General features: G+C 37.4%; 13 protein-coding genes and 1 other annotated feature. Of the genes, 11 read left to right on the top strand and 2 right to left on the bottom strand.

Annotation, left to right across the window (positions count from 1 at the left end):
* Nucleotide 1 precedes the first annotated feature (1 nt).
* The 4 genes from rsgA to spoVM are packed head-to-tail and all read left to right on the top strand — an operon-like array spanning nt 2 to nt 2,323.
* The gene (rsgA, locus tag AHA02nite_RS03200; protein ID WP_146814328.1) at nt 2-883 is read left to right on the top strand and encodes a ribosome small subunit-dependent GTPase A; all 882 of its coding nucleotides are present in this window, start codon (nt 2-4) and stop codon (nt 881-883) included.
* A 3-nt stretch (nt 884-886) separates the two neighbouring features.
* Nucleotides 887-1,546: a ribulose-phosphate 3-epimerase gene (gene rpe / locus AHA02nite_RS03205; protein ID WP_146814330.1), complete on the top strand. Its 660-nt coding sequence runs from the start codon at nt 887-889 to the stop codon at nt 1,544-1,546.
* A gap of 9 nt (nt 1,547-1,555) precedes the next feature.
* A complete protein-coding gene (locus tag AHA02nite_RS03210) occupies nt 1,556-2,197 on the top strand; it encodes a thiamine diphosphokinase (protein WP_146814332.1) in 642 nt (213 codons plus the stop codon).
* 45 nt (nt 2,198-2,242) lie between these two features.
* Nucleotides 2,243-2,323 (top strand): stage V sporulation protein SpoVM, encoded by an 81-nt coding sequence (gene spoVM / locus AHA02nite_RS03215; RefSeq protein WP_146814619.1) that lies wholly within the window; start codon nt 2,243-2,245, stop codon nt 2,321-2,323.
* 71 nt (nt 2,324-2,394) lie between these two features.
* Here the strand turns inward: spoVM and rpmB are convergent, their stop codons facing one another.
* Entirely contained in the window at nt 2,395-2,583 is a 189-nt protein-coding gene (gene rpmB / locus AHA02nite_RS03220; protein ID WP_017186334.1) for a 50S ribosomal protein L28, read from the bottom strand.
* 196 nt (nt 2,584-2,779) lie between these two features.
* On the opposite strand from rpmB, the gene AHA02nite_RS03225 reads away from it, so the two are divergent.
* The 3 genes from AHA02nite_RS03225 to AHA02nite_RS03235 all read left to right on the top strand — a co-directional run bounded on the left by AHA02nite_RS03225 (nt 2,780) and on the right by AHA02nite_RS03235 (nt 6,833).
* Entirely contained in the window at nt 2,780-3,139 is a 360-nt protein-coding gene (locus tag AHA02nite_RS03225) for an Asp23/Gls24 family envelope stress response protein (RefSeq protein WP_146814334.1), read from the top strand.
* 31 nt (nt 3,140-3,170) lie between these two features.
* Complete coding sequence (locus tag AHA02nite_RS03230; protein WP_146814345.1) at nt 3,171-4,835, top strand: DAK2 domain-containing protein; 1,665 nt, start codon at nt 3,171-3,173, stop codon at nt 4,833-4,835.
* Nucleotides 4,836-5,308: 473 nt separating this feature from the next.
* Nucleotides 5,309-5,551 (top strand) — a binding site (T-box leader).
* 82 nt (nt 5,552-5,633) lie between these two features.
* Nucleotides 5,634-6,833, top strand: coding sequence for an MFS transporter (locus tag AHA02nite_RS03235; protein ID WP_170235957.1), 1,200 nt, complete (start codon nt 5,634-5,636; stop codon nt 6,831-6,833).
* A 38-nt stretch (nt 6,834-6,871) separates the two neighbouring features.
* Here the strand turns inward: AHA02nite_RS03235 and AHA02nite_RS03240 are convergent, their stop codons facing one another.
* Entirely contained in the window at nt 6,872-8,134 is a 1,263-nt protein-coding gene (locus tag AHA02nite_RS03240; RefSeq protein WP_146814347.1) for an NCS2 family permease, read from the bottom strand.
* 185 nt (nt 8,135-8,319) lie between these two features.
* Between AHA02nite_RS03240 and sdaAB the strand changes: the two genes are divergently transcribed.
* The 4 genes from sdaAB (at nt 8,320) to fapR (ending at nt 12,565) form a co-directional block, all read left to right on the top strand.
* Nucleotides 8,320-8,982 carry an L-serine ammonia-lyase, iron-sulfur-dependent subunit beta gene (gene sdaAB, locus AHA02nite_RS03245; protein ID WP_146814349.1) on the top strand — a complete coding sequence of 221 codons (663 nt, stop codon included), beginning with the start codon at nt 8,320-8,322 and terminating at the stop codon, nt 8,980-8,982.
* Between the two features lie 21 nt (nt 8,983-9,003).
* Nucleotides 9,004-9,888 carry an L-serine ammonia-lyase, iron-sulfur-dependent, subunit alpha gene (gene sdaAA, locus AHA02nite_RS03250; RefSeq protein WP_174758179.1) on the top strand — a complete coding sequence of 295 codons (885 nt, stop codon included), beginning with the start codon at nt 9,004-9,006 and terminating at the stop codon, nt 9,886-9,888.
* A 6-nt stretch (nt 9,889-9,894) separates the two neighbouring features.
* Nucleotides 9,895-11,931 (top strand): ATP-dependent DNA helicase RecG, encoded by a 2,037-nt coding sequence (gene recG / locus AHA02nite_RS03255; protein WP_146814353.1) that lies wholly within the window; start codon nt 9,895-9,897, stop codon nt 11,929-11,931.
* 70 nt (nt 11,932-12,001) lie between these two features.
* Nucleotides 12,002-12,565, top strand: a complete 564-nt coding sequence (gene fapR / locus AHA02nite_RS03260) for a transcription factor FapR (RefSeq protein ID WP_146814355.1) — start codon at nt 12,002-12,004, stop codon at nt 12,563-12,565.
* Nucleotides 12,566-12,574 lie beyond the last annotated feature (9 nt).

Raw genomic sequence — 12,574 nt, forward strand, 5'->3', positions numbered from 1 at the left:
AATGCCAAAAGGAAAAATAGTTAAAGCATTAAGCGGGTTTTATGATGTATTAATAGGTCAGGAAGTGTATCGTTGCAAAGGTAGAGGAGTCTTCAGAAATCAAAAGATTACTCCTCTCGTTGGAGATGAAGTTGAGATATCTGTACAAGAAAATTATACAGGGACAATTCAAACGGTATACGAACGAGAAAACGAACTAATTAGACCGCCCGTTTCTAATGTTGACCAGGCGATTATTGTTACTTCGATGATAGAACCAGATTTTAATCCATTACTGCTCGATCGATTTTTAGTCCTTGTTGAAAATAAAGACTTAGATGCTTTAATTGTTTTTAGTAAGGAAGATTTGATTGATTCAAAGCATGAGGAAGAGATTGATTTTTTCATAAACTATTATCAATCAATTGGCTATGATGTTGTTAAAGTTTCAAGTGAGATGGATGATTTAAATAATCAACTAGAACCTTATTTAGCTAATAAAATTTCTGTAATTGCAGGTCAATCAGGTGTTGGAAAATCAACAATTTTAAATCAGCTAGATGAAACGTTAGAGATTGAAACAGGTGACATATCCAAAAGTTTAGGTCGGGGAAAACATACGACACGCCATGTTGAGCTATATCCTATTGCCAATGGATATGTTGCTGATACACCTGGTTTTAGCGCTCTAGACTTTGATGAACTTCAATTAGAGGATATTAGAAGGTCATTCCGAGAGTTTTTAGACTATGAAGACCGTTGTAAATTTAGAGGATGCTACCATATGAACGAACCCAAGTGTGCTGTTAAACAAGCAGTAGACAGTGAAGAAATTAAGCTATTTAGATATGAGCATTACAAACAATTCTATGAAGAAATTAAAAATAGAAAGCCGAGGTATTAGGTTATGGTAAAGATTGCACCATCGATATTATCAGCAGATTTTTCAAAATTAGCAACTGAGATTAAATCAGTTGAAAATGATGTCGACTACATTCACGTTGATGTCATGGATGGTCATTTCGTTCCAAATATTACGATTGGACCATTAATTGTAGAAGCGATCCGTCCTGTTACTAATCTCCCATTAGATGTTCATTTAATGATTGAGAACCCTGAAGATTATGTCCCGCAGTTTGCTAAAGCTGGAGCAGATATCATTTCGGTTCATGCTGAGGCGTGTCCGCACCTGCACCGTGTAATCCAACAAATTAGTAACGAAGGTGTTAAACCTGGTGTCGTCATTAATCCAGCAACACCGGTTTCAACGATTGAACCGATCTTGCAAGATGTTGACCTTGTCTTAGTTATGACGGTAAACCCTGGTTTTGGTGGTCAATCATTTATTGATTCAACATTGTCCAAAATCGAACAATTGTCAGAACTGAAGAAACAATACGGTTTTGATTATGAAATTGAAGTTGATGGTGGCGTGAAAGCCGAGACAGCTAAAGCTTGCGTTGATGCTGGTGCTGAAGTGCTAGTTGCTGGCAGTGCGATCTTTAATCAAGAAGACCGTCAAGCTGCCATACAAACAATTAAAGCTAGTTATGAACAATCTGTGTAGGTGATTGTAATGAAAGTGTTTGGTATTGTGGCGGGAGGTCCTAAATCGGACTTGCCGCCTTTAAATCATTATGAAGATATTAATCATTGGATCGGTGTGGATCACGGAGCTTACTTATTGAGTGAAAATGTTGGTCACATTGATTTAGCGATTGGAGATTTCGATTCTGTTAGTGCGACCGAATTTTCCCAAATTAAGACGTATTCTAATGAAGTGGAAGTACATCCTGTAGACAAAGATGATACAGATTTAGAACTTGCCATTAATTATGTTATGAAACAAAATCCTGATCGCGTCTATTTATTTGGTGCTACTGGTGGACGAAAAGATCATGAAATAGTGAATATCATGTTATTAAAGAAGTTTAACGATGCAGGAATTGAAGCTTGGATTTGTAATGTGCAAAATGAGTTGACGTTAAAAACACCTGGTCAATATGAACTAAAGCGCGATGAACGTTTTCAATATGTATCATTTCTCCCAATTAGCGACACGGTGTATAACTTGAATTTAAAAGGTTTTTTATATGAATTAGACGGTGCAACAGTAAAAAGTGGTAGTTCTTTAACGGTTTCAAATGAATGGAAAGAAAAAATAGGTACTTATTTTTTCACTGAAGGCATATTAATAATTGTAAAGAGCCGTGATTAATTTATAGTTTAATATTTGTAATCGTGTTGGTATAGGAGGGGGAAGATGAAATTTTATACGATTAAGCTTCCTAGATTTTTAGGAGGTATCGTCAGATCAATGATGGGACTCATTAAGAAGGATTAGGACGTAAAAAAGGGCTGGCTTAAAGGAAATAATCTTTTAAGCTCCAGCCCTTTTTACGTGTTCTGTTCGCATTATACGCGTTGTACTTTACCAGATTTTAAAGCACGTGCAGAAACATAAACTTTCTGAGGTTTACCGTCTACCATAATACGTACCTTTTGTACGTTTGATTTCCATTTACGTTTGTTGGCATTCATCGCGTGTGAACGATGGTTACCAGTTGACGTTTTGCGTCCTGTCACTTGGCATTTACGAGCCATATAAAATCCCTCCTGCATCATCTCTTTTAAATCACTTTTCTACTTTATCATATGGCTACGAGTATTTCAACGATTGAATGACTAGTTTATCAAGTTTTTACACTTGACACGTTGTTCTCTTGTGAATACGCTTTTAAAATATGTTATGTTGTAGTAAAATAGCCATAGTCATGGTCACGAATCAAGGAGGATGGATATGTCAGTTGAATTTCAAAACAATTATGGTCAGGTAACAGTTTCCAAGGAAGTTATTTCTACAATTGCTGGTGGCGCAGCTATGGAATGCTATGGTATAGTTGGTATGGCTTCGAAAAAACAGTTTAAAGATGGCTTGTCTGAAATTCTTGGTAAAGAAAATTTCACAAAAGGTGTTGTAGTCAGACAAGAAGATCGTGATTTAAATATTGATATGTACATTATCGTTAGCTACGGAACGAAAGTATCAGAAGTAGCTCACAACGTTCAAAACCAGGTGAAGTATGCCCTAAAACGCATGGTTGGTTTAGATGTTGTATCCGTTAATATTTATATTCACGGTGTACGCGTAACTACATAGAGGATTGTTGTGGATGAAGGAGGAAAATAGTGTGTCTAATCATACTTTAAATGGTGAGAAATTCGCACAGATGGTTTTACTAGGTGCAAATCATCTATCTAATCAGTCACAGATGATTGATTCCTTGAACGTTTTTCCAGTACCAGATGGTGATACTGGAACAAATATGAACTTAACGATGACTTCAGGAGCTTCTGAAGTCGAAAAAGTAACTAATAACCATATTGGCGAAGTGGCTAACGCTTTAGCTAAAGGTTTATTAATGGGAGCGAGAGGTAACTCAGGTGTTATCCTTTCTCAATTGTTCCGTGGCTTTTCTAAAAGTGTTAAAGAAAAAGAAACTTTAACGACAAATGACATAGCACAAGCTTTAGAAGCTGGTGTTGAAACTGCTTATAAAGCGGTCATGAAACCAGTGGAAGGTACTGTTCTAACAGTTGCAAAAGATGCTGCTAAAAAAGGTTTAGAAGCTGCTGATTCAACTGATGACCTTGTTTCGTTTTTTGAACAAGTGTTAGAAGAATCAAAAGCTTCATTAGAGCGTACCCCAGATCTACTTCCGGTATTAAAAGAAGTAGGAGTAGTAGATAGTGGTGGACAAGGTCTAGTGACAGTGTATGAAGGATTCTTAGCGTCATTGAAAGGTGAAGAAGTACCAGATGTTAGTTCTACTCCTTCACTTGATGATTTAGTAAGTGCTGAACACCATAAAATGCACCAAGATTTCATGGAGACAGAAGATATTGAATTCGGTTACTGTACTGAATTCATGGTTAAGTTTGAGGAAGACAAGTTAAAAGACAACCCATTTGATGAAGAACAATATCGCAATGAGTTAAGCGAACATGGTGATTCTTTATTAGTTGTATCAGATGACGAAGTTGTGAAAGTGCACATTCATGCTGAATATCCTGGTGAAGCGATGACACTTGGTCAAAAGTTTGGAAGCTTAATCAATATTAAGATTGAAAATATGCGTGAACAACATACATCAATTGTCGGAGAACAAACTAAAGAAGAAGCCCCGGCTAAACGTCAAAATTTAGCTGTTGTGACAGTTGGTATGGGTGATGGAATTAAAGAAATGTTTGAAAGCCTAGGCGCAACGGTCGTCATTGAGGGTGGACAAACAATGAACCCAAGTACACAAGATATTGTTGAAGCAGTTAATAAGGCACATGCTGATCATGTACTAGTCCTACCAAATAATAAAAATATCGTGATGGCTGCAGAACAAGCTGAAGAATTAGCAGATGCTAACGTTAAAGTGGTGCCAACGAAGACAGTGCCTCAAGGTATGAGTGCCATGTTAGCACTGAATTTTGAAGCTTCTCTTGAAGATAATCAAGAAGCAATGACTGAAGCAATGCAATTTGTTAAAACTGGTCAGATCACTTATGCAGTTCGCGATACACAAATTGACGGTCGTGAAATTGAAGAAGGTAATTTCATGGGGATTTTAGATGGTTCCATTCAAGCCGTGAACCGTGACAAAATGGAAGCGATCAATGAATTGTTAAACAACCTTGTTGATGATGAAGAAGATGAAATTGTAACTATTTTACAAGGTGAAGAAGGAACTGACGAAGAAGTAGAACAAATCGAAGAATATATCGAAAAGCATTTTGAAGAAATTGAAGTAGAAGTGCATAAAGGAAACCAACCGATCTATTCATATATCTTTTCTGTGGAGTAATATTATAAATTATATGCATTCAAAAGAGTCCAAGAAATTGGGCTCTTTTTATGTTTAAAGACTCTAAAATATTTGTTGGGGTAGTTGTACAATTTTTATAGCTTTAAAGGGTGCGTGTTTTGTGCCTGAACCGTTGGTATCAGGTGATCCGCTCTCGGTGGACGCTTTCCGCGGGCACGGCTCGAGCCTCCTCGGCCCAAAAAGCGGGGCCTGTGGGGTCTCGAGACTCGTGCTGTTCCCGCTGGAGTCGCCACCTTCGCTCCTCACCTGATACCAACTTTGTGCTTAATCAAGAATATAAAAAAGCACGTTAACTCCTTATTTGTTATCCTTGTTCCTACATGTACAAACACCAATGGCATAATTAAGAGGGTTCCTTAGAAGGCATCAAAAGGGTTGGTTTAGAACCTATTAAAAAACAATCCATTGTAATTTTTTCCTGTTCATGATAATATAAATAAAATTCTATACTAAAATATGCGATGATGAGAAGAAGTAAACGGGTTCAATCATGACAGAGAGCTCTTATGTGCTGAGAAAGGGTATGATAATTTCGTTGAAACAAGTCTCTGAGTATCATGCTGGAATGGTAAAATGATAGTGTGACAGGTGCTCCTGTTATAGAGCGCGAGTATTATATTGTACTTCAAAGAATTATATGGCGACATATAATCAAAATGAGGTGGCACCGCGGATTTGATGTTCCTGCCCTCAAGGCTAAGGCCTTGGGGGCTTTTTGTATTTTAAATAAGGGGGGGTTAGATTATGAGGAGGTTGGTTTCTTGAAAGTATTCTATCATGTTATTGTTCGGAATCGGTAGCTCAAGTGTTGGTGAGTGGGTATATTTCATTGCTCTAAATTTAATCGTATTAGAAATGACAGGCTCTCCTTTAGCTGTATCTATGCTTTATATCATAAAACCGCTAGCCACATTGTGCACAAATCTATGGGCTGGTTCTTTTATTGATAGGTTGAATAAAAAGTATTTGATGATTCTACTAGACTTATTGAAAGCAACCTTAATACTTACTTTACCATTTTTATCGTCTTTAGGTTTAATCTATTTAATTGTGTTTTTAGTTAATGTAGCTAGCTCAGTATTTGAACCCACATCGATGACATATGTGACGAAACTAATTCCTTATCAAGACCGAAAACGGTTTAATTCCTTGTTAAGTTTAGTTACATCAGGAGCTTTTTTAATTGGACCTGCCATTGCAGGTGTGTTATTTATGGTTGGATCTCCATACATTGCTATTTATATTAACTCAATCGCCTTGTTAATCTCTGCAATCATAACTAGCTTTATGCCTAATTTGGAGAAAGACCATTTGCGTTCATTCAATCTAGGCGAACTATCTTTAAGATTAATTAAAAGCGATTTAGCACATGTTATAAAATATTCACGCTTGCACATTCAAGTAATGATTATATACTTTTTATTTAGTTTTGTTATGATCATAATGGCTAGTGCGATCGACTCTCTTGAAGCTGCGTTCGCAAAGGAAGTCTTAATGTTGACAGACAGTGAGTATGGTTTTTTAGTATCGATAGCTGGTGCGGGTATTGTTATAGGGGCAATTATAAATTCATTAGTTGTTAATCATCTAAAGACTTTTATTTTAATTGGTTTAGGTACTGTATTTGTTTCAATGGGTTATGTCATATACGCTTTTTCTGAGGTCTTTATAGTTGCAGCGTTTGGATTTTTCTTTTTGGCATTTTTTATTGCATTTGCAAATACAGGCTTTCTCACTTTTTATCAAAATAATATACCAATTGAAGTTATGGGTAGGGTAAGAAGTGTATTTGGCTTACTTGAAGCAATTCTCATAATCTTACTAACTACCCTTTTGGGGGCTATTGCAGAACTATATTCAGTTAAAGGTGCGGTCATTTTAGGCGTGCTGATCATGTTTCTAATTTCTACAACTTTATTAATGTTAAGTTTACGGTCATCAAAAAAAGAAATGTTTAATGAAACTGTTAACCCCTGAAAAAATCCCTCCCCAGCACGCTGCTAGGGAGGGATTACTTAAATGAAACCTTTAATTAAGAATTCGAGTAAAAACAAGCTAGAAATGATGATTAACAATGGTGTTACTTCGTCTTTTCGGCCAGCTACAATTTTAACAATTGGATATGCAATGAAACCGAATGCCATTCCATCGGCTATGCTGTATGTGAATGGAATCATAAACATAATTAAAAATGTAGGAAATGCTTCAGTTAGATCGTCTACTTTAATATGCTTAATGTTTTGCATCATTAGTACACCGACTATGATTAAGATTGGACTGATCGCATTAGCTGGGATTAATGAAATGTAAGGTATTAAGAAAAATGTACCTAAGAACATTATGCCGATTACGATACTAGTCAGGCCAGTTTTGGCTTTCGCGGCGATTACTGCAGCTGTTTCGGCAGCTGGTATTGTTGGAGAAGTACCGAAGAAACCACTAAATGTTGCAGCAACGGCACTACTCTTATTCGCTTTGTGGAAAGCATCATGACGGTTTACCATATCCAATTGGCCGTGTAGTAAGCCCATACTTTCGAAGATCAAGACGATTGCGAGTGGTAATACAGCAATCCAAAACGTTAATCCGAGAATATGATCAAAAGCAGGGAAGACCATAAAGTTAGCAATACTTTCAGCTGTAATTGTCGTTGGTTCTGTGTCTAATACGCCAAACATATAAGCAATCAACGTTCCAATAATCATCGTAAATAAGAAGTTTGCGGGAACATTTTTGACAAATAAAATAACGCCGACAAGTAATGATAGTAAGCTAACGACGACATATGGAGAAGAGAAATCTCCTAATGCGATTATGGAATAATCACCACTTACAATTAACCCACCGTTTTCTAGGCCGATTAATACGAGGAACAAACCTAAACCGATTGTAATGCCGTGTTTTAATGCATCAGGAATCGCTTTTTTAAACATTTCTCCTAATGGCGTAATAGCTGTAATTAAAAATATTAAACTTGCAACAACAACTACACCTAAACCTTGTTCATAAGTGAAATCATATTGTTGAACAATCGAGTATGCAAAAAGCGCATTGACTCCCATACCGGGTATGATTATGATTGGTACTTTAGCCCAGAGTCCGACTAAAATACAACCAACCGTACTCGCAAGTATGGTTGCAATCATAGCATCTTCTCGATTAATTCCAGCATCACTTAAAATGGCACTGTTAACAACGACGATATAAACCGTTGTTAAATAACCGATTAAACCGGCAACGACCTCGTTTAACCAACGATTGTTAGGCCAATTTTTCATGAGTACTCCTTCTTTGTTTGTAAAGCCCTCGCCCACCCGAGTTCTTAAAACCCAAAGCATATTATAAAGAGAAAATGAAAGATTATCAACACAATGAGTTCGAAACAAAACGAATAAGTGTTGGAATTTTAACGAATTAACGATAAAATGAAGATAGATAGAGGAGACAAAGGAGCGTGTCCGTTATGAAATTTAGATCTGTTTTTGATATTATCGGTCCAGTAATGATCGGGCCTTCAAGCTCTCATACTGCAGGTGCTGCACGTATTGGGAAGATGGCTAGAGAATTATTCGGCCGTCAACCAGATTGGGCGAAAATTCATTTGTATGGGTCTTTTGCTAAAACTTATCAAGGTCACGGTACAGACGTAGCATTAGTAGGAGGCATACTAGGGTTTAGCACGTATGATGAAAGAATAAAAGATGCTTTAAATTTAGCTAAAGAAGCGAATTTAGATATAGAGTTTATAGAAGAAGATGGATCATCAGATCACCCTAATACTGCACGTATCCAAATGGGAGATGAAGATGGAGATTTTGAACTTGTCGGAATTTCTATTGGCGGTGGAAAGGCAGAAATTACAGAGTTAAACGGTTTTGAATTACGTTTAACTGGCCAATCACCGGCGATCCTCGTTATGCATAATGACCGTTTCGGAGCTATTGCCGCAGTTACGAACGTTCTAGCTGAGCACGAGATTAACATTGGTCATATGGAAGTAGCAAGGAAAGAAGAAGGGAAAGACGCGATGATGATTATCGAAACTGATGAAAGAATTCCTGACCACATTATGGATGAGTTGAATAAATGTGATCATATTATGCAAGTTGTTACAATCTCAGAATAAGGGGAAGGATTGAGTGTAATGTTGTTTAAACACGTTAGTGAGTTAGTCGAGCAAGCAGAAAAATTAGACGTTCCTATTTCAGAATTGATGATTAGGCAAGAAGTAGAAGAGACTGGAAAACCTAGAGAAGAGATTTTTGCTCAAATGGGTCATAATTTAGATATTATGGAAAAGTCTGTTCATGATGGATTAGAAGGTGTTAAATCTCGCTCTGGCTTAACTGGTGGAGATGCTGTATTAATTCAAAAGTATATGGCTGAACAAGAAACATTATCGGGTAACCTTTTATTAGACGTTGTTAGTAAAGCGGTTGCAACTAATGAAGTGAACGCAGCAATGGGTACAATTTGTGCAACTCCGACAGCTGGTAGTGCAGGATGTGTACCGGGTGTGTTATTTGGATTGAAGCCTCGCTTAAATCCAACGCGTGAACAAATGGTGCGCTTTCTATTCACATCAGGTGCATTCGGTCAAGTTGTAGCGAATAATGCTTCAATTTCAGGTGCAGCAGGTGGTTGCCAAGCTGAAGTTGGTTCTGCAGCAGGTATGGCAAGTGCAGCAGCTGTAGAAATGGCAGGTGGTACACCACAGCAGTCAGCAGAAGCAATGTCAATTACACTTAAAAATATGCTCGGCTTAGTGTGCGACCCTGTTGCAGGCTTAGTCGAAGTACCTTGTGTTAAACGTAACGCAATGGGATCTTCTCAAGCGATTGTATCAGCTGACTTAGCTTTAGCAGGTGTGACGAGTACAATTCCTACTGACGAAGTTATTGGAGCTATGTTTAGAATTGGTGAAAGTATGTCGCCAGCTCTTAAAGAAACAGCAGAAGGTGGCTTGGCAGCAACACCAACAGGAAGAGAATTAGCTAAAAAAGTTTTTGGTCCTGCCATGGGAAGCGAGTGATCGAAATTGTTTAACGAACCAGTTAATCAAATACCAAGTGTCGGTGAAAAAACTCAAGAACAGCTAGCATTGCTAGATATTTCGAAAGTGGGAGATTTACTCTTCCACTTTCCTTTTCGTTATGACTTCTTAGAATTAAAACCGCTAGAAGAATTAAGTCATGAAGAAGTGGCTACCATTCAAGGGGAAGTTGTCTCACAACCGAACGTTTCGTTTTACGGTCGTAAAAAATCACGATTATCGTGCACGATTCAAATTGGAGTTGTCGCAGTTAAAGCCGTATTTTTTAATCAAGCCTTCTTAAAAGACCAATTACAAGTTGGACAAACTGTCACGTTAACAGGAAAGTGGGATATGCACCGATTACAATTAACTGTGCATAAGTTCCATCGCCAAAGCTTTGAAGAAGCAAGTTCAATTGAACCGGTTTACCATACAAAGGGCAAGTTAACGATTGCTCAATTAAAGAAGTTAATTAAGTATGCATTGAAGTCTTCTATTGAGGAAATTGAAGAGATATTGCCGGAGAAATACCTACATAACTACAAAATTCCACAAAGGCAGATAGCAGTTCAAGAGTTGCATCAGCCTTCTTCAAAATCAAGTTTAAAACATGCAAAAAGAAGGTTTATTTATGAGGAGCTATTTTTGTTTCAACTTAAAATGCAATACATTAGAAGAGAAAATAAAGCACAATCAGTTGGAACACAAAAACATTATGACAATGGTGTTTTAAAGGGGTTTGTTAAGAAACTGCCTTTTGATTTAACAAGTAGCCAAAAACGCGTGCTAAAAGAAATATTAGATGACCTAAATGGTGAACACCGAATGAATCGTCTCTTACAAGGTGATGTTGGTTCAGGTAAAACAGTCATTGCAGCGATCGCGTTGTATGCGACAGCTCTATCAGGTCAGCAAGGTGCTTTAATGGTCCCTACAGAAATTCTAGCTGAGCAACATGTAGAATCATTAAATGACTTGTTAGGCGAACAGTTAAACATTGAGTTGTTAACGGGCTCGATTAAAGGTAAGAAGCGTAAAGAGATCTTAGGAAGACTTGAAAATGGTGAAGTTGACATACTCGTTGGTACTCACGCATTAATTCAAGATGAAACGATCTTTAAACAACTTGGATTAGTAGTCATTGACGAACAACACCGCTTTGGCGTTAACCAACGTAAAACATTAAGGGATAAAGGGTTAACTCCTGATGTATTGTTCATGACAGCTACGCCTATTCCTAGGACGTTATCCATTACATCTTTCGGTGATATGGATGTATCAGTAATTGATGAGATGCCAAAAGGGCGTTTACCAGTTGAGACGTATTGGGCAAAGGAAAATATGATCGAGCGCGTACATCAGTTTTTAATTGATCAAATTAATAAGGGACATCAAGCTTATGTCATTTGTCCATTAATTGAAGAATCAGATCAGTTAGACATTCAAAATGCGGTCGATGTGTTTGAGCAGCTAAACGCAACGATGCCTAATTCAATTCAAGTTGGACTTATGCATGGACGCTTATCAGCTCAAGAAAAAGAAGAGTTAATGAGACAATTTGCTAATAATGAAATACAACTACTCGTTTCAACTACTGTGATTGAAGTAGGTGTAAATGTTCCAAACGCGACGACGATGGTAATTTATGATGCTGAGCGGTTCGGATTGGCTCAACTACACCAGTTAAGAGGACGAGTAGGTCGAGGTAGTGAACAAAGTTATTGTATTTTACTAGCCGACCCAAAAAGTGAAAGCGGAAAAGAACGTATGCGTGTCATGACAGAAACAACAGATGGATTTGAATTATCAGAACATGACCTACAAATTAGAGGACCAGGTGACTTTTTTGGAAAAAGACAAAGTGGCTTACCCGAGTTTAAAGTCGCTGACATTGTTGAAGACTATAGAGCACTAGAAGTGGCAAGACAAGATGCCGTTAATGTCATGAATGAAGGTAAATTGGAGCATGACGAAGAATATAGTAAGTTAAAACAACTTATTGAATCAGACCCTTTAATTCAAGAGCGAATTTTTGATTAATGATTGCATCTTACGCCAACGTATTATATATTACTATTAGGACCTAGTCATAAAACGGATGGTGGTTAGCATGAAAAGAAAAAAGAAGGAAAGACAAGAAGAACTCATAACACTTATAGAAGACACACCATTTATTACAGATGAAGACTTAGCCAAGAAATTTGGTGTCAGTATTCAAACCATTCGTCTCGATCGCTTAGAACTATCAATACCTGAGCTTCGTGAACGTATTAAAGATGTTGCACAAAAACAGTGGGATGAAACAGTTAAAGCTTTACCGCTTGACGAAGTGATTGGTGAGGTTATTAACTTAGAGCTTGATCAGTCAGCGATTTCACTACTGGATATCAGTGAGGAGCATGTCTTTTCACGTAATCAAATTGCTAGAGGGCACCATTTATTTGCACAAGCTAATTCACTAGCAGTCGCTGTAATAGATGATGAACTTGCTTTAACAGCTAATTCTGAGATACGTTTTACAAGACCAGTTAAATTACATGAACGTGTCATTGCTAAAGCATATGTTAAAGGCGATGATGATAAAGGACGAACAATTGTTGAAGTATCAAGTTACGTCGATCAAGAATTAGTTTTTGATGGAAAATTCCATATGTTTAGATCGACTGAACAATAAAAGGAGTCG

Origin of the sequence: Alkalibacillus haloalkaliphilus, from assembly GCF_007991275.1 — a bacterium.
GTDB classification, from domain to species: Bacteria; Bacillota; Bacilli; order Bacillales; family Alkalibacillaceae; genus Alkalibacillus; species Alkalibacillus haloalkaliphilus.